Source organism: Photobacterium satsumensis (genome assembly GCF_050336935.1).
In the GTDB taxonomy this organism is placed as follows: Bacteria; Pseudomonadota; Gammaproteobacteria; order Enterobacterales; family Vibrionaceae; genus Photobacterium; species Photobacterium satsumensis.
This window is the reverse complement of the sequence record NZ_JAKJSK010000018.1, coordinates 41,846-59,670: the sequence shown is the minus strand read 5'-3', so window position 1 is coordinate 59,670 and position 17,825 is coordinate 41,846. Positions and strand designations below refer to the sequence as shown.

Sequence of the window (17,825 nt, the reverse complement as noted above, 5' to 3'; positions counted from 1 at the left end):
TAGTTTTACTTATACCTAGATACCTCAAGATGTTTGCTTATCCGTCTCGCAGGAATGGCCTATCAAGGTACCTTGAGTCTAATTATAGAGAAATATTTCAGACCGCTAGCGATGATTCATTTTTCGTAAATGTCCATTAATCTCATGACCGTGTGAGAGATCTCTTACAAGGGTGTGGGACATTTAGGAGAAGCGCTTGGTGAATAAGTCACCCTGTATTCTTTAACTTATTGTTTATTAATGGCTTTGTGTCTTTTTCTTGTTTGCCGATTATCTCCAGGGCAAAAGATTATCTCTTAGGTCGCTGTTTTGTCAGGGTAGAAATCCGTAATATTAACCCTGTCGGAAGGAACTGACGGAACGGAACAGGAAATAAACCAAGGATTTGGTTAGTCTCAGGATGAGACCGGTGTACTAGGATGGTATATCGAACAAGGACTGTGAAGGGATAGCCGAGGAACGGCAAAATGGTAAGCAGGAAGTTTACCAGTCAGGATGACAAAAGGACCACTTCAGGACGAAGTTAGGGACACCTCCAGGATGGATGTTGAGAGTCAGGACAGGATGGACTGGCGGGTCAGGAAGGCCACAGGATCACTTCAGGACGAAGTAAAAAAGGACAATGCTGAAGGAATCAGCTGTCAACGGAATGATGCAGGGAGCACCATAGTAGCGGGATTGCTGCAAGTAAGACCTAAGGGCGCAACGCAAGTTGCGCCCGCTCTTTTTTGTGTTAAGCAAAATACTTCCGATATCCCAATTTAAGCGCTTTAGCTTTATCACTTATCTCCTTGTATATCGCACTGGCCTTAGGAAGAGCGGGTCCTTGGTCCTAGACAGAGCAAAAGCAAAGAAAGAATTTGACGTTCAATCGCCTTGTTAAACCCTGCAGACCCAGACCCAGACCCAGACCCAGACCCAGACCCAGACCCAGACCCAGGATCGCATCAACTTCACCAAACAACGACTTATCCTGTATATCATAGGGTCAATACTGTCATATTTTGGACTAATCTCTGTAACTTAAATGAAACGCAGAATAATACCCTTGTGAAACCAGGTGCAGTTATAGCCTTGAGCCCTTGTGAGAGATCTCTTACAAACCTGTGAGACTAACAAAGATCGAGTTTGGCAAAAATAGCCGGCGAACTTTTGTTTTACCATTGATATCAAGTGTTTACTGTTTTCATTTTTATGGTGAATGATCTCGTGTGAATTATGGTACGTGATAGTCAATTGTATGAAATCGCAATGGGCGTAAGATGGTTCTCGTCGACAGGGAGTTGGCACAGGAACTGGAACGCAGACGGATGCTGCAAGCCTAGGAAGGGCGGTGCTAACAGGACAGTTAGCTGACAAGATGTCATGGACACGGAATGGATACCGTCGGGGATCAGGATGATTGCCGTCAGGATGAGCAGGACAGCTTTGGGAAAAGCCGGAACACCTCAGGGATTGGGGCTTAAGGATAGTGCTCTTGGACAGGGCAAGAGGACAACTTAAGGACAAGTTTCAGGAACCCCTTCAGGATGAAGGCAGGGACACCGCCAGGAAGGATGAGAGAGTCGCACAAGGACAACGCGGCAGGTCAAGGAACTACCAAGGAAGCCCGGGGATGGGGTTTAGGGATTACCGCTAAGGATTGAGAACAACAGGGATAGTCGCAGGGAGCACCATAGTAGCTGGACTGCTGCATGTAAGACCTAAGGGCGCAACGCAAGTTGCGCCCGTTCTTTTATTGCCTCGAGTAAAACACTTCTTATCGTCTATCCTTTGCGCTTTTTACTTATCACTCACCCTATAGATTGCCACACCGGCACTAGGAAAAGATGGCCCTAGGCTCTCGGAAAAGCGAAAAGCGAAAAGCGAAAAGCGAAAAGCAAAAAGCAAGAGCTTGACGGTGAGTCGTTTTTTGTTAAATCGCCCATCGCTTTCCATGTCTCATCAGTAATACTCTTTCCCCTTTGTGAGAGATCTCTTACAAGCACGTGGGAGATTAAGGTGACATGCATATGCTTAAATCGTTGGTTTTGATTTAAGTTTCTGTTTTGTAATGGTTGTTGTCGTTTTTCTCCATGTCAAAATCGTGTTGCGGCTTATTTTTTCGTCTGAGGCCGGTACTTTATTTGGCCTCTCGGCGTATTCTTATAAGGGTCGGAAGGAACTGACGGAACGGAACAGGAAATAACCCAAGGATTCGGGGAGTCTCAGGATGAGGCCGGTGTACTAGGATGGTATATCGAACAAGGACTGTGAAGGGATAGCCGAGGAACGGCAAAATGGTAAGCTGGATGTTTGCCAGTCAGGATGACAAAAGGACCACTTCAGGAAGAAGTTAGGGACCCCTCCAGGAAGGATGTTGAGAGTCAGGATAGGATTTGCTGGCAGGTCAGGAAGGCCAAAGGACAACTTCAGGATGAAGAATAAAAGGAATATGCTGACGGAGTACAGCAATTCAATGGAATGATGCAGGGAGCACCATAGTAGCGGGATTGCTGCATGTAAGACCTAAGGGCGCAACGAAAGTTGCGCCCGTTCTTTTTTCTACTCCCCCGGCATCCTGTGCGGCGGTATGTGGATAGTCAGTAGATGGAACCCTTTCATCACTATATGCCCTTGATAGGCATCTTGCCCACTGGCGGAAAACTCAAACAAATACGTGGTATGCCACCCCCAGCGGCCGTTGCGATCACGCAGCCGGTGCTCTCCCCGTGAAGTATTGAGCAGTTGTAGCCCTAAATGCTCACAGCGTTGGTTGATAAAATAATTGGCACGCTCAGTCTGTCGCCGCTGCTGCCAGAACAGGTAGCCAACAATCGCCAGCAGTAAAATACCTAACAGGTTATCCATTTCTTACATTGACTCCACTACATCCTTGTTTTCCCGGCCTTTCGACCGGGATAGTTTCTATTATTGTGGGCTTCTGGCATGTTGCTGAAGCTTGGTAATAGCCTCTACCAGTGCCGGGTCGGCTTGTCCGTGTAACACCTGCAACATAATGCCACGCAGCATCGGCAGCATGACTAAATCGGCAAATAGCTGGTTGAACAGGGCTTGCTCGCCCGTTTCAGCAAGGCGCAACAAGAATGTACTCGCTATTTTGGGATCGGCTAGGCCATTCCAGCAGCGGCCGGCGATAGCAACCAAGACCTCTGGGTGGCAAAGTTCTGGCTGGGCTAGCAAAAGCTCAAGCTGCTGGCGAAGCTGTGCGGTTTTAGCGCCAGAGAGGGCGCGGATCAGAGCTGCGACGAGGAACAAGTCAGGGGTATCGACTGCTGTTTCTTCATTAAGTCGTTCGGCGAGACGCGCAGCCAGTGGCTCAGGCAGCTGGCAGTGTTCCAAACAACCGAGCAAAGCATAAAGCGGGGTCAGAGGCAGGTTGCAGGCGGCCTTGCGTAGCAACGTGGCATTGTTTTCCTGCTTGATACGGGCGCAAACATCGGCTAAGCCTTGCAGGCCGACACCCTGCCATTTGTCCCAGCCTTGTTCACCGGTGAGGTAATGCTGGGCATGTTCGTAATACTGGCTGGCAGACAAAGAAAGCTGGCTGCGTAGCTGGGCATGGAAGATAGCCATTTTGTCATCGCTTGGCTTGAAGGTATACGGATTAGCCGCTAGCTTTTCCTGCTCTTCTTCCGTCGGGGTACTGTTGAGCGTAGCCCCCATCGCTTCGATCACATATTTGATGAAATCACCGACAGCTGCTTGCTTTAGCAGGCCGCGTTCATCGAGCGGTAAGCGCAGGAACCAGATCCACGGTGGGTTGTCAGCTTGCCAGAATGAGATAGACAGATGGGCATGCTGCTGCAGAGGCCATGGATATGGCTGACGGTTGTCTTCTACTGCCTTGAATTGTTCTACATCGATCTCACTGACGCGGCGGCCAAGGTCAAAAATCTTGTACTGGCACCCGGCATTGTCTAAGAGTTGGGTTAGGGTATGAAAATTATCCATGGGCAGTCTCAGTGCTCTTTAATCAAGGAGAACGAGTATATACCCAAACTTCATTGAGGTGGTATCCTTCGCCCCCTTATCAAAATAACATTCACCATTTAGAGGGTTTGTGATGGATAAATCCCGTCATTGCCAGCTGTTGCTGGATAAGCTAACCACGGTTTTGCAAACGTATGATCATTGGGAGGCCGAGCAACCACCGGCTGAGGCGCTGAGCAGTAGTCAGCCGTTCGCCATTGACACCCTGCGTTGCGAGCAGTGGCTGCAGTGGATCTTTATCCCCAAGCTGAGCCAGATGGTTGCCATGAATATCGCACTGCCGGCAGCGTTTGAAATTTCCCCCTATGTCGAGGAAGCGATGAAGGAAGCCAAGGGCCACACGGCTATCTTGGCCGTGGCTCGTGAGCTTGACCAATTATTTAAGAGTGAATAACGATGGAACTCGAAATCCTATACCGCGATGAAAACCTGGTCGCGGTGAATAAACCCGCCGGTATGCTGGTGCATCGCTCTTGGCTTGACCGTCATGAGACGGTATTTGTTATGCAGACCCTGCGTGATCAAATCGGCCAGCATGTGTTTCCGTTGCATCGCTTGGATAGACCAACCTCCGGTGTACTGCTGTTCGCCCTGTCGAGTGAAACCGCATCGCTGATGATGCCGCTGTTTGCCGGGCGGGATGTGAAAAAGACCTACCATGCTGTGGTGCGCGGTTGGGTGAAGGAAGCCGCTGTATTGGATTATCCACTCAAAGAAGAGTTGGATAAGATTGCCGATAAAAATGCCGATAAAGACAAAGAAGCTCAGTCGGCGATCACCGCGTACGCGCCTTTGGCCAAAGTGGAAACCGCTATTCCGGTTGGCCGTTATGCGACCAGTCGGTATTGCCTGGTTGAGATGAAGCCGGAGACGGGACGTAAGCATCAGCTGCGCCGCCACATGCACCACCTGAGCCACCATATTATTGGTGACGTAAACCACGGTGATGGCCGCCATAACAGGATGTTCCGTGAAAACTATGACTGTCGCCGACTAATGCTGCACGCCTCGCGGCTGCAGTTGCAGCACCCGCTGACAGGTCAAGCGCTGGATATCCGCGCCGGTGTCGATGACGCGTGGATGCGGGTGATGGACGCATTCGGCTGGCAGGCCGCTTTGATGGCACCGAAGGATTAAACTTGCATCTAGTCGCTTAAAAGACCACATTTAACATGTAGCTAGAACACAAAGGATGGTGTTGGATGATGGCAAAAATAGGTGTATTTGTCGGCTCGGTATTCGGCGGGGCGGAAGAGGTTGCAGAAGAAGTGGTGCGCTATCTGATGGAGGCCGGCCACAACGTTGAACTGTTTCTGGAGCCGACATTGGATGAGTTTCTCGGTTACCAGCAGGATCTGGCGCTGGTGGTGTCTTCGACCACAGGCCAAGGTGAGATCCCGGATAATTTGCTGCCGCTTTACCAGGCGCTCAATGACATCTTCCCGCTGGTGCCCCAGCTTCGCTACGGGGTGATAGCGTTGGGTGATTCCAGCTATGGTGAAGATCGCTTTTGTGGTGGTGGACGCCAGTTCGATGAGCTGCTGGTTCAGTTGCAGGCCAAGCCATTGACGGAGCGATTGGATGTGGATGCTTGTGTAAACTTCGATGCACTAGAAGTTGCTATGCCTTGGCTTGAAGGCTGGGCCAAGCAGGCTGACGCAGCCTAGTATTGGTTCGTGTCGTTGACGGTGCTGTTGTGATAAGAGCCCTTAATTGGGCTCTTTGTATTATTGGCAGTCTTTGATCACTTCAGCTTTTCCAGATCGGCCTCGATCTCGGCGATCTTGTGGCTGACCACTTGCTCTAGGTGGCGCAGGTCACCAAGGATCTTCTTCTTGATATCGACTTCACTGTGTTTTTTGTTGGTGATGCGATCCAGTTCATCGATGATAAACGTCAGAGTGCGGTTGATCTCCGTCACTTCCTTGTATTCCCGGCTCCCGCTGTTCACCATGACGGACTTACGCTGGCGGGGAAATTTGAACTTCACGCTTTTGGCAAATAGCTCACCTTTTTGCTTGGCAAAGTAGATTTTCAAAATGTCATTGGCGGCTTCCTGCCGCAGGCTGTAGCGTTCAATCGTTTCCGGCTTTTCAATGCCGATGGCTGTGAGGTTAGGGTACATACTTGCCTCGTGCTTCTTCTGTTATTGGTGTTTAAATTGACGTTATTGTTGCTCTTGTTGTTGCTTTGGCAACGGGAGTGACCGAGTGCTGCTAGTCCTCCCGCTGTCTTTTGTTATTGTTTTTCTAATCGCTCTATCAGCGCATCCCTCAGCTGGACTTGTTGCCCTTCGCTCAGTTGCTCGCCGTCTTTGTTGGTGACGATGAAAAAGTCTTCGGCCCGTTCACCGATGGTGGTGATCTTGGCCGCTTGCAAGCTGATATGCTGGCGGGCAAACACTGAGCCGACCCGCGCCAATAACCCTGGCATATCCAACGCGACCAGCTCTATCATGGTCTTCTTGCCTGATTTTGTCGGCAGGAAGTCGACTTTGGTTTTGACGTTGAAGTGCTGCAGTTTGTAGGGTGGACGTTTCTTTTTGCGATCGGACTTCATGTGGGTCAGGGCGTTGACCAGTGCCCGGCGCACCGTTTGGTGGCGGCTTTCACTCAGGGCCTTGCCAGTCGGATCGAGCACCATGAAGGTATCGAGGGCAAACCCATCCTTGCTGGTCATGACTTGGGCATCGTGGACACTGAGGTTTTTCTTGTCCAGCTCGGAGACAACGATAGCAAATAATTTTGTTTTGTCGCGGCAGTAAACAAAGACCTCGGTACCGCCACGGGTCGGCTTTTGGCTGATCAGGATCAGTGGCTTGCTGTGATCCTCATGCTTGAGGATAGCCTCGGCATGCCAGGCGATTTGCTTGTGGGTATGGCGCAGGAAATAATCAGCCTTGAAGCGTTGCCACAACACTTCGATATCGCGAGGAGCAAACCCCTCGCTCCGCAGCAGGGCTGAAGCCATCTGTTGGTTGTGGCGGATCCGCTCACGAATATCGGGCGGGTTTTCCAGCCCGCGGCGCAGGGCTTTTTGGGTCGAGTAGTACAGCTCGGCCAGCAAGGTGCGCTTCCAGCTGTTCCACAGTTCTTGGTTGGTGGCACAGATATCCGCCACGGTGAGGCAGACCAAGTGATCTAGCCGCTCCTCGTCACGCACTTCCTTGGCAAATTCAGTGATCACTTCCGGGTCGTAAATATCACGGCGCTGGGCGGTGACCGACATCAGCAAGTGCTGGTTGACTAGCCATTTGACCAGGTTGGCCTCGGGTTTGGACAAGCCGTGCTGAAGGCAGAAATCATAGGCATCGACGCCGCCGAGTTCGGAGTGATCGCCGCCGCGTCCTTTGGCGATGTCGTGGAATATGGCAGCGAGTAGGAGGATTTCTTTCTTGGCAACCCGAGGATATACCTCGCAGCAGATCGGGTGCCGGTCCCGGTTTATCGGATCGTTGAATTTATTGAGGTTCTTGAGCAGCCTGACGGTATGCTCATCGACAGTATAGACATGGAACAGATCAAACTGCATCTGACCGACAATCTGGCTCCACTGCGGCAGGTAGGCTGACAGCACCCCATGGCGGTGCATCAGACGGAATGCTTTTTGCAGGCAGTTTGGCTGACGAACCAGCTCCATGAATTTATCCCGCGCAGCAGGGATCTCAATCAGAAAACGGTTAAGTCGGCGGCGGGCGGTACGCAGCTGGCGCAGGGTCGGGGCGGCAATGCCTTCAATCTGCGAGTTGCGGGCAACATGCAGGAACATATCAAGGATAGTTTCCGGCCTCGCTTGGAATAGCGCAGGTTTCGTTGCCTCGATAAGGTGGCCGCGCAACTGGAAATCGTCATCCAGAGCGATAGCATCAGGGGCTGTGCCTTTATTCAGAATGGCCTGGTCAAACAGTTGCAGCAACATCTTGTTGAGCTCGGCAACACGGCGTAGGGTACGGTAGAAATCTTTCATCATCATTTCGACCCCCCGGTTGCCCTCGCCTTGGTATCCCAGCAACTCTGCCACCGAGGCTTGGTGGCCGAAGGTCAGGCGATTGTCATAGCGGCGTAGCTCGCTGTGGAGGGCGAAGCGGATGCGCCACAACGAGTCTTGGCATTCGACCAGCTCGCGGTATTCAGCATCGGTCAGGAAGCCAAAGCGGCTCATTTCGAGCAGGCTGGTGGCGCCGAAATGGCGGCGGGCCACCCAACTCAAGGTGTGGATGTCGCGCAGGCCTCCCGGGCTGGATTTGATGTCCGGCTCAAGGTTATAGGTCGTATCATGATAGCGGGCGTGGCGGGTTTTCTGTTCATCCAGTTTGGCTTGGTAGAATTGCTCGCTGGGCCAGAAATTCCCGTCGTTAAGCCGCTCTTCCAGTTGCTGGTAGGTCTCTTGATTTCCGCATAGCCAGCGTGACTCCTGCAGGTTGGTTGCCACCGTCAGATCATCAAGGCCAATCGTAATGCACTCCTCAATCGTACGGACACTGTGGCCGACATCGAGCTTGAGATCCCACAGCAGGGTGAGGAAGGCGCTGACCGTGCTGCCGGTGTCATCGTCAATCGGTGCTTGGCTGAGGATAAGGATGTCGACATCCGACAGGGGGTGTAATTCGCCGCGTCCATAACCACCGACCGCAACCAGTGCCAGTGTCGGGTGCTCGGCAAGGCCGAAGTGCTGCCACAACCGGTCGAGCAGATGGTCGGTATAGCGTGATCGGGCTTCGACCAAGTTCGTTACCGGGGTGTGGGCCAGAAACTGGGCCTTTTGGCTATCGGTAAACAGATCCAGCTCTTGGCGGAGCTGCTCTGGCGCCATGGGATCAACCTGTTCGGTTGTTGGGTGAGAAATAGGATCTGTCATTGCCGTCCGTGCATAGTCAATACTCTTGATATAACCCTATCACGGTCGGGACTGATAGCAATAAAAAAGCCGACCCAAAGGTCGGCTCAGAAAATCGTCAGTCATGTCCAGGCGCGACTCAGTTATTCATCAGACGCGGGATAGTGTCATCGCTACGCAGCGTCAGCACTTCACAGCCCGTTTCGGTCACGACGATAGTGTGTTCGTACTGTGCTGACTTTTTGCCGTCGCCAGTGTAAACCGTCCAGTCATCGGCGGCATCAACCGTACAGCCGAACTTACCGGCATTGATCATCGGCTCGATAGTAAAGCACATACCCGCCTTCAGTACCGCACGCTCGCCATTGCGGTAGTGCACGACCTGAGGCTCTTCGTGGAATTCGCTGCCGATACCGTGGCCGCAGAAATCTTTAACAATTGAATACTTGTTTAAAGGATTCTTCTTGTTGTTGTCTTTGATGAATTTCTCAATCGCGGTACCGATATCACCCACGCGGGCACCCGGCTTGACCTTGCGCATACCCACGTAAAGGGCTTCCTGGGTGACGCGGCATAGACGCTTGTCGGCAGGGGTTACATCACCGACTAGGAACATTTTTGACGTGTCACCATGGTAACCCGCTGGGCGAACGCTCAAATCGGCATTTTCGTCATCCGGGACAATGACCGTGATATCGACATTGATGATATCGCCGTTCTTGAGTACGGCGGGTTTCACCTGGCCGTTGCTACCCATCTCATCCTGGCTGGCAGGAATGCCGTGACAAACGATGTGGTTGATAGACGTACAGATAGATTTTGGAAAACCGTGGTAATCAAGCGGGGCCGAGTAGGCGCCTTTTTCCAACGCATAATCATGACAGATTTGGTTTAGCTCGTCTGTCGTCACACCTTCTTTGATGTGAGGTTCGATCATTTCCAGCACTTCAGCGGCCAAACGGCCGGCTGCGCGCATTTTTTCGATCTCTTCAGCCGTTTTGATCTTGATGCTCATTCAATCTTCTCTGTTTGTATTGTTACCTCTTCATTACATGGTAACAGTGAGGGGGCTGGATGGAAACCAAGTTTAGGTACAATCACTGAATTGAAAACATTGGGACTGGATTTTAGTTAGAGAAATATGGTATAAAGCGCGCCGTAATTGGATGTTTGGGTTTCGACTCAGTCATGCCGGTTGCACTAAACTTTAATTAATCATTCACACATATCGGCACGTCTTCCGGGGTGCCCAGCAGCTTTTCGCGAAGCTGTAACGCCTTTGGCGTTGTCTGGGTCGGTAAGATGGGGTATGTGGACGCCTAACCCCATAGAGGATTATTCAATGGCAACTGTATCAATGCGCGACATGCTTAAGGCTGGTGTACACTTCGGTCACCAAACTCGTTACTGGAACCCAAAGATGAAGCCATTCATCTTCGGTGCTCGTAACAAGGTACACATCATCAACCTTGAGAAAACTGTACCAATGTTCAACGACGCTCTAGCAGAAATCAACAAGATTGCTGCTCGTAAGGGTAAAGTTCTTTTTGTTGGTACTAAGCGTGCAGCCAGCGAATCTATCAAAGAAGCTGCAGTTAACTGTGACCAGTACTACGTAAACAACCGCTGGTTGGGTGGTATGCTGACTAACTGGAAAACTGTTCGTCAGTCAATCAAGCGTCTTAAAGATCTTGAATCTCAGTCTACAGACGGTACTTTCGACAAGCTAACCAAGAAAGAAGCGCTAATGCGTACTCGTGAAATGGAAAAGCTTGAGAAGTCTCTAGGCGGTATCAAGAACATGGGCGGCCTACCAGACGCAATGTTCGTAATCGATGCTGATCACGAACACATCGCTATCAAAGAAGCGAACAACCTGGGCATCCCAGTATTTGCTGTTGTAGATACTAACTCTAACCCAGATGGCGTTGACTTCGTTGTTCCAGGTAACGATGATGCAATCCGTTCTATCCAGCTTTACACTGGTGCTGTTGCTCAAACTGTTACTGAAGCTCGCAACCAAGATATCGTTGTTCAAGCTGAACAAGACGGTTTCGTAGAAGCTGAATAATAACCAGCTCTTTGAGCATCTTAAGTTACCTTGTGTAAACTAAGTATGGTTACCAGGGGCCTATTGTCGGCCCCTGATTTTTATATCAAGTATTTAAACTGAGGATATAACGATGGCAACAGTTACAGCTGCCCTAGTTAAAGAACTGCGCGAACGTACTGGCGCAGGCATGATGGAATGTAAAAAAGCGCTTGTTGAAGCGAACGCTGACATTGAACTAGCGATCGAAAACATGCGTAAGAGCGGTGCTGCTAAGGCTGCTAAAAAAGCAGGTAACGTTGCTGCTGAAGGTACAATCCTAATCAAAGACGCTGACGGCGTTGCTGCTCTTCTTGAAGTTAACTGCCAAACTGACTTCGTTGCTAAAGATGCAAACTTCCTAGCATTCGCTAACGAAGTTCTAGAAGTAGCTCTAGCTGAGCGCCTAGACATCGCTGCACTTCAAGCTAAGTTTGAAGAAGCGCGTATCGCTCTAGTAGCAAAAATCGGTGAGAACATCTCTATCCGTCGCGTTGAGTTCATCGAAGGTGCTAAAGTTGGTTCTTACCGTCACGGCGACCGTATCGGTGTTGTTGTTGCTGGTGAAGCAGACGAAGAAACTATCAAGCACGTTGCTATGCACGTTGCTGCGTCTAAGCCTGAGTTTGTTAACCCAGAAGACGTACCAGCTGACGTAGTTGAGAAAGAGAAAGCAATCCAGGTTGCTATCGCTGTTGAATCTGGCAAGCCTCAAGAGATTGCAGAGAAAATGGTTGTTGGCCGCATGAAGAAATTCACCGGCGAAGTTTCTCTAACTGGTCAAGCATTCATCATGGACCCATCTCAAACTGTTGGTCAAATGCTGAAAGCTAAAGGCGCTACAGTAACTAACTTCATCCGCCTAGAAGTTGGTGAAGGTATCGAAAAAGCTCAAGAAATGAGCTTCGCTGATGAAGTAGCAGCAGTACAGAAGGGTTAATCCTTCTTGCTAAGAACTCCAAAGACCGTAGCCTAGGCTGCGGTCTTTTTACAACTCCGTCTCTATATTTGTAAGCCTGGAAGGTAAACTAATGACCACGAATCCTAAACCGACTTATCAACGTATTCTACTCAAACTCAGTGGGGAAGCACTGCAGGGCGAGGAAGGTTTTGGTATTGATGCACAAGTTCTTGACCGTATGGCTCAGGAAATCAAAGAACTGATTGAACTAGGTGTACAGGTTGGCCTTGTTATTGGTGGTGGTAACCTGTTCCGTGGTGCGGGCCTAGCTGAAGCAGGTATGAACCGAGTTGTGGGCGATCACATGGGTATGCTAGCAACCGTGATGAACGGTTTGGCAATGCGTGATGCGCTACACCGTGCCTATGTGAACGCTCGAGTAATGTCAGCGATCCCTCTAAATGGCGTTTGTGACAACTACAACTGGGCTGATGCGATTAGCCAGTTGCGCCAGGGCCGTGTGGTCATCTTCTCTGCGGGTACGGGTAACCCGTTCTTTACCACAGACTCAGCTGCATGTTTGCGCGGTATCGAAATCGAAGCGGATGTTGTTTTGAAGGCAACAAAAGTTGATGGCGTGTTCACAGATGATCCAGTTAAGAACCCAGATGCTGTTCTTTGTGATAAGCTAAGCTTTCAAGATGTTCTTGAGAAAGAACTGAAAGTAATGGATTTGGCCGCATTTACGCTTGCTCGCGATCACAGCATGCCAATTCGCGTGTTCAACATGAACAAACCTGGTTCCCTACGCCGCGTGGTAATGGGCGAGCAGGAAGGTACGTTGATCTCTAACGACTAAGTCTTGCGAGTAAGTGACGCCACTTATTCTTATCGGGAGCGCCTAGGCTCCCGTCTTTACCGAATCATTAAGGGTATTAATCGTGATTGATGCAATCAAACAAGATGCGCAAGAGCGCATGGGTAAAAGCGTTGAAGCGCTGAAAAACCAGCTGGCTAAAGTACGTACTGGTCGTGCACACCCAAGCCTGCTAGACACTATTTATGTTGAGTACTACGGTGCAAACACGCCGCTTAAACAGCTGGCAAACGTTGTTGCTGAAGATTCCCGTACACTGGCTATCACTGTATTCGACAAAGAGCTGACGCAGAAAGTTGAAAAAGCGATCATGATGTCTGACCTGGGTCTTAACCCAATGTCTGCAGGTACCGTGATCCGCGTTCCATTGCCACCGCTAACAGAAGAGCGTCGTCGTGATCTGGTTAAGGTCGTACGCGCTGAAGCTGAGCAGGGCCGTGTTGCTATTCGTAACATTCGTCGTGACGCTAACGCAGACGTAAAATCGCTTCTGAAAGACAAAGAAATCTCTGAAGATGATGACCGTCGTACTCAAGACGATATCCAGAAGCTGACTGATGCAGCTGTTAAGGACATCGAAGTGATTCTTGAAGCAAAAGAAAAAGAGCTAATGGAAGTTTAAGGCCCAGCCTTAATTCGATTGCTTGATATGGTTTAGGGCGCTGTGCGTGCAGCACAGCGCTTTTTTTTTGAGGGATATGTATGGCAGAGCATACAATCGATACTGCGCTTGGTACTGACAGCTTGCCAAAGCACGTTGCCGTGATTATGGACGGTAATGGGCGCTGGGCAAAAGCCAAGGGCAAACCTCGAGTGTTTGGCCACAAGGCCGGCGTTGAAGCCGTACGTAAGACTGTCTCGACCGCAAGTCGCTTGGGGATTCAGGTTGTCACCCTGTTTGCTTTTAGCAGTGAGAACTGGCGACGCCCCGAGGATGAAGTCTCCTTGCTGATGGAACTGTTCATGACTGTACTTGGTCGTGAAGTGAAGCGCCTGCACAAGAATAATATTCGCTTGCGTATTGTCGGTGACACTCACCGATTCAGCGAGCGCCTGCAGAAGAAAATCGCAGATGCAGAAGCCTTGACCGCCGACAATACCGGTTTGGTGCTGAATGTGGCAGCCAACTATGGCGGCCAATGGGATATTTTACAGGCGGCAAAGCGCCTTGTTCAGCAAGCTTCTGAGCAGGGGTTAACAGAATCAGATATTACTGAAGAGATGTTGGCTTCAGGATTATCCACAGCTGGCTTACCCGATGTCGATCTCCTGATCCGTACCAGCGGGGAATGCCGAATCAGTAATTTCATGCTGTGGCAGGCGGCGTACGCCGAACTTTACTTTACCGAGCAGCACTGGCCGGATTTCGATGAGCAGAGCCTGGTCGAAGCCATTGCTTGGTTTGTTAACCGTGAGCGCCGTTTTGGTTGCACGGGTGAGCAAATTCAGGCATTGATGGATAAGTAATTCTTCGCTCGTTAACGCTGGCAGGATTATGTATTTTATAGGGCATCTGGCTATGGTCTTGATGCCTTTTTTACTGGTAACCGGATTACCAAAACACCGTCGCCTATGGGCGCGGCCACAATAGAAAAATGAGAGGACGCAGTTTGCTTAAGCAACGTATTATCACCGCAGTCATTCTCGCTCCCCTAGTTATAGCAGGAATTTTCCTTTTACCTTTTCCTGCCTTTGTTGCAGCCCTTGCGGCAATTACCCTACTGGGTTTCTGGGAGTGGACACAATTTGTTGAAACAAAATCGCGCCTGGTTGCGATGATCTTACCGGCAGCAGCCTTGCTGATTTCGCTGGTTGTTATGCCAACCGAAGTTGGAGCCTTGTCTGCACTGGCATCATCCCATCACGCCATGTTGTTGGTTGGTGGGTTGTGGTGGATCGTCGCCTCGGCACTGGCGATTGGCTACCCGGGTAGCACCAAGTTCTGGTCAGCCACCCCTCCTCTAAAGCACCTCTTTGGTTTGTTGACCCTGCTACCTTTCTTCTGGAGCGTCTTGATGCTCCGTGCTGTCAATTACCTAGACAACCCATACCATGGCGCCAAGTTGGTGATGTTGGTCTGTTTCTTAGTCTGGGCCGCTGATACCGGTGCATACTTTTCTGGAAAACGCTTTGGTAAACATAAGATGGCGCCGGCTGTGAGCCCGAACAAGACGATTGAAGGCTTGGCCGGTGGTGCGATCTTGGCCGTTGCGGTCACCTGGGCGGGGGCGGCGCTGATGGATATTCCGTTTGCTAGCCTATCCAGTTTGTTGTTGATTGCGGTAGTGACGGTGGTTGCCTCGGTGTTAGGTGATTTGGTTGAGAGCATGTTCAAGCGTGTTTCAGGCATCAAAGACAGTGGTAATATCTTGCCTGGTCATGGCGGTATTCTTGATAGAATTGATAGCCTGACCGCAGCCCTTCCTGTTTTTGCCCTACTGTATTTATGGTTGGTGTAGGCTAACCTCCATTTCTGGCCGGCAGTGTGAGTGACTACTGACTTGTTTGCTGCCGGCTTGAGTGCCATGCTCAATTGGCCTGTCAATGATTGTTTGTTGTTAAGTGATAGTATGCGTAAGTTAACGATTCTTGGTGCGACGGGATCTATAGGTAGCAGCACATTGGCTGTTGCTGCACAGAATCCCGAGTTGTTTGACGTTGTTGCATTGGCTGCGGGAAGCAATAGCCAGAAAATGTTTGAGCTGTGCCGACAGTGGCAGCCTAAGTACGTGGCAATGGCCTCGGAAAATGCGGCTGCTGAACTTAGCATGCTACTCAAGCAGCAGGGGTTAGCTACCGAAGTGCTGGCTGGTGAGGCTGGTATGTGCCAGGTTGCCTCGCTCGATGAGGTTGACACCGTGATGGCGGCGATTGTTGGGGCCGCGGGTCTGCTGCCAACCATGGCTGGGGTCAAGGCCGGCAAGCGTATCTTGCTCGCCAATAAAGAAGCCCTGGTGATGTCAGGTCAAATGTTTATCGACGCCTGCCGTGAGTACGGTGCCGAGCTGCTACCAGTCGATAGCGAACATAATGCGATTTTCCAAAGCCTGCCAGAGCAGGTGCAGCGTGAAATGGGTTATTGCGACCTTGATGCCGCAGGGGTAAGTAAAATCCTCCTGACTGGTTCTGGCGGCCCGTTCCGCTATACCGAGATCAGCGAGCTGGCTGCGGTGACGCCAGCGATGGCAATTGCCCACCCAAACTGGTCGATGGGGCCGAAAATCTCGGTTGATTCGGCCACCATGATGAACAAAGGGCTGGAATTTATCGAGGCTCGCTGGCTGTTCAATGCTTCGCGTGAGCAGATGGATGTCATTATCCATCCTCAGTCCGTGATCCATTCTATGGTGCAGTATAAAGATGGCTCTGTCCTGGCCCAGATGGGTTTACCGGATATGAGGACTCCCATTGCCTGTGCGATGTCCTATCCTGAAAGAGTGGATGCGGGTGTTGCTCCACTTGATTTCAGTCAGGTTGGTGAATTTACCTTCCTTAAGCCGGACTTTGCCCGCTATCCTTGCCTGAAGCTGGCGATGGATGCTTGCTTCAGTGGCCAGGCTGCCACCACGACTCTCAATGCTGCCAATGAAGAAGCGGTAGCTGCGTTTTTGGGGAATCGTCTGGGTTTTACCGATATCGCTAAGGTCAATCGTCAAGTCATGGAGTCTGCGTCACTGGTTGAACCAACTGACTTGGAAAGCGTGATTGAGCTCGATAGAATGGCCCGAGTCTTGGCACAGGAAGTAATACGTAAGGTAGCGTTATGACAGGAATATTATGGAATCTAGGCGCATTTCTGCTTGCCCTTGGAATACTCATTGCCGTTCATGAATATGGACACTTCTGGGTAGCACGTCGCTGCGGGGTCTTTGTCGAGAAATTCTCTATCGGCTTTGGCAAGGCGCTGTGGCGTAAAGTGGGTAAAGACGGTACCGAATATACCCTGGCGATGATCCCGCTGGGTGGTTACGTCAAGATGCTCGATGAGCGTGTCGAGCCGGTTGAATCAGAACGCCGCCATATGGCCTTCAACAACAAGAAGCTGTGGCAGCGCAGCGCTATTGTCGCGGCGGGCCCGCTGGCAAACTTTGTATTTGCCATTTTTGCTTACTGGGTTGTTTACCTGATCGGTGTCCCTGCGGTGAAGCCGGTTATCGGTGAAATTGCCCCACAATCGATTGCTGCCGAAGCCGGAATTGAAAGTGGAATGGAACTAAAGACCATTTCAGGAATCAAAACCGCAGAATGGGAATCCGTTAATATGGCGATGATCTCCCATATTGGCGACAAAGAAATGGTAGTGACCGTAACCGAGCCAGGCACCAGCTACGAAGTGGAGAAGCAACTCGACTTGTCGGACTGGTCGTTTGACCCGGAAAGTGAGCGGGTACTGACGACATTGGGGATCACCCCATACTCGCCTAAAATTACTTTGGTCATTTCACAACTTGTGGAAGACGGAGCAGCAATCTCCGCTGGATTGCGCTTAAATGACGAAATTATTGCAATCAACGGAGAAAGCGTAACCGAGTGGCAGCAGGTCGTGGATGCGGTGCGCTCCCATCCCCAGCAGATGCTGACGATGGAGGTGTTACGTGACGGCGTACCCGTTGCTTTGTCGTTGACCCCAGAGGCAAAAGCCGCGGGTGATGAACTTGTCGGCTACGCGGGGTTTGCACCCAAAGTCGACCCATGGCCTGAATCATATCGCATCAATTTGCAGTATGGTCCGGTTGAGGCGGTGGGCAAAGCTGCGGAGAAAACGTGGCAACTCGTGACATTGACCTTTGATATGGTGACCAAGCTGGTAACCGGTGATGTGGCGATGAAAAATTTGAGTGGCCCGATTTCGATTGCCAAAGGGGCAGGGATGACCGCCGATTACGGTATGGTGTATTTCCTAGGCTTTTTGGCGTTGATCAGTGTCAACTTGGGGATTGTCAATCTGTTGCCGCTTCCGGTATTGGATGGTGGGCATTTGATGTTTTTTGCCATCGAAGCGGTAACACGTCGTCCTGTTTCTGAACGTGTTCAGGATATAGGCTATAGAGTGGGCTCAGCCATTTTGGTTGCATTAATGGCTGTTGCGCTATTCAATGATTTTACCCGCCTTTAATAAGAGCGTTTTA

16 protein-coding genes are annotated in these 17,825 nt (G+C 50.6%); 11 read left to right on the top strand and 5 right to left on the bottom strand.

The genetic code is table 11. The annotated features are described in order from the left end of the window. Positions 1 to 2,544: 2,544 nt before the first annotated feature. Both L4D79_RS26750 and L4D79_RS26745 read right to left on the bottom strand, forming a co-directional pair. Complete coding sequence (locus L4D79_RS26750; protein WP_428656264.1) at positions 2,545 to 2,850, bottom strand: DUF3301 domain-containing protein; 306 nt, start codon at positions 2,848 to 2,850, stop codon at positions 2,545 to 2,547. Positions 2,851 to 2,910: 60 nt separating this feature from the next. Further along, on the bottom strand, positions 2,911 to 3,954 hold the full coding sequence (locus L4D79_RS26745; RefSeq protein WP_428656262.1) for a DUF3549 family protein: 1,044 nt from the start codon (positions 3,952 to 3,954) through the stop codon (positions 2,911 to 2,913). Positions 3,955 to 4,066: 112 nt separating this feature from the next. Here L4D79_RS26745 and L4D79_RS26740 point away from each other — a divergent pair, with 112 nt between their 5' ends. The 3 genes from L4D79_RS26740 (at position 4,067) to L4D79_RS26730 (ending at position 5,660) form a co-directional block, all read left to right on the top strand. Continuing rightward, positions 4,067 to 4,387, top strand: a complete 321-nt coding sequence (locus tag L4D79_RS26740; RefSeq protein WP_428656260.1) for a YqcC family protein — start codon at positions 4,067 to 4,069, stop codon at positions 4,385 to 4,387. Positions 4,388 to 4,389: 2 nt separating this feature from the next. Continuing rightward, positions 4,390 to 5,130 carry a tRNA pseudouridine(65) synthase TruC gene (gene truC / locus L4D79_RS26735; protein ID WP_428656258.1) on the top strand — a complete coding sequence of 247 codons (741 nt, stop codon included), beginning with the start codon at positions 4,390 to 4,392 and terminating at the stop codon, positions 5,128 to 5,130. Positions 5,131 to 5,195: 65 nt separating this feature from the next. Then, the gene (locus L4D79_RS26730; RefSeq protein ID WP_428656256.1) at positions 5,196 to 5,660 is read left to right on the top strand and encodes a flavodoxin; all 465 of its coding nucleotides are present in this window, start codon (positions 5,196 to 5,198) and stop codon (positions 5,658 to 5,660) included. Positions 5,661 to 5,737: 77 nt separating this feature from the next. On the opposite strand, the gene L4D79_RS26725 is transcribed toward L4D79_RS26730, so the two are convergent. The 3 genes from L4D79_RS26725 to map form a co-directional block, all read right to left on the bottom strand. Beyond that, positions 5,738 to 6,118 carry a DUF3461 family protein gene (locus L4D79_RS26725; RefSeq protein ID WP_428656254.1) on the bottom strand — a complete coding sequence of 127 codons (381 nt, stop codon included), beginning with the start codon at positions 6,116 to 6,118 and terminating at the stop codon, positions 5,738 to 5,740. Between the two features lie 113 nt (positions 6,119 to 6,231). After that, the gene (glnD, locus tag L4D79_RS26720; RefSeq protein ID WP_428656338.1) at positions 6,232 to 8,805 is read right to left on the bottom strand and encodes a bifunctional uridylyltransferase/uridylyl-removing protein GlnD; all 2,574 of its coding nucleotides are present in this window, start codon (positions 8,803 to 8,805) and stop codon (positions 6,232 to 6,234) included. A 163-nt stretch (positions 8,806 to 8,968) separates the two neighbouring features. After that, positions 8,969 to 9,844 (bottom strand): type I methionyl aminopeptidase, encoded by an 876-nt coding sequence (map, locus tag L4D79_RS26715; RefSeq protein ID WP_428656252.1) that lies wholly within the window; start codon positions 9,842 to 9,844, stop codon positions 8,969 to 8,971. A gap of 327 nt (positions 9,845 to 10,171) precedes the next feature. On the opposite strand from map, the gene rpsB reads away from it, so the two are divergent. The 8 genes from rpsB to rseP all read left to right on the top strand — a co-directional run bounded on the left by rpsB (position 10,172) and on the right by rseP (position 17,812). Then, the gene (rpsB, locus tag L4D79_RS26710; protein WP_255042443.1) at positions 10,172 to 10,900 is read left to right on the top strand and encodes a 30S ribosomal protein S2; all 729 of its coding nucleotides are present in this window, start codon (positions 10,172 to 10,174) and stop codon (positions 10,898 to 10,900) included. A gap of 112 nt (positions 10,901 to 11,012) precedes the next feature. Next, positions 11,013 to 11,858 carry a translation elongation factor Ts gene (tsf, locus tag L4D79_RS26705; RefSeq protein WP_428656248.1) on the top strand — a complete coding sequence of 282 codons (846 nt, stop codon included), beginning with the start codon at positions 11,013 to 11,015 and terminating at the stop codon, positions 11,856 to 11,858. Positions 11,859 to 11,949: 91 nt separating this feature from the next. Further along, a complete protein-coding gene (gene pyrH / locus L4D79_RS26700; protein WP_428656246.1) occupies positions 11,950 to 12,678 on the top strand; it encodes a UMP kinase in 729 nt (242 codons plus the stop codon). Positions 12,679 to 12,760: 82 nt separating this feature from the next. Further along, a complete protein-coding gene (frr, locus tag L4D79_RS26695) occupies positions 12,761 to 13,318 on the top strand; it encodes a ribosome recycling factor (RefSeq protein WP_428656244.1) in 558 nt (185 codons plus the stop codon). A gap of 80 nt (positions 13,319 to 13,398) precedes the next feature. Then, a complete protein-coding gene (gene uppS / locus L4D79_RS26690; RefSeq protein WP_428656242.1) occupies positions 13,399 to 14,163 on the top strand; it encodes an undecaprenyl pyrophosphate synthase in 765 nt (254 codons plus the stop codon). Between the two features lie 143 nt (positions 14,164 to 14,306). Beyond that, positions 14,307 to 15,155 carry a phosphatidate cytidylyltransferase gene (locus L4D79_RS26685; protein ID WP_428656240.1) on the top strand — a complete coding sequence of 283 codons (849 nt, stop codon included), beginning with the start codon at positions 14,307 to 14,309 and terminating at the stop codon, positions 15,153 to 15,155. A gap of 111 nt (positions 15,156 to 15,266) precedes the next feature. After that, a complete protein-coding gene (gene ispC, locus L4D79_RS26680; RefSeq protein WP_428656238.1) occupies positions 15,267 to 16,463 on the top strand; it encodes a 1-deoxy-D-xylulose-5-phosphate reductoisomerase in 1,197 nt (398 codons plus the stop codon). After that, positions 16,460 to 17,812, top strand: a complete 1,353-nt coding sequence (rseP, locus tag L4D79_RS26675; protein ID WP_428656236.1) for a sigma E protease regulator RseP — start codon at positions 16,460 to 16,462, stop codon at positions 17,810 to 17,812. Before ispC ends, rseP begins: the two co-directional genes overlap by 4 nt. Positions 17,813 to 17,825 lie beyond the last annotated feature (13 nt).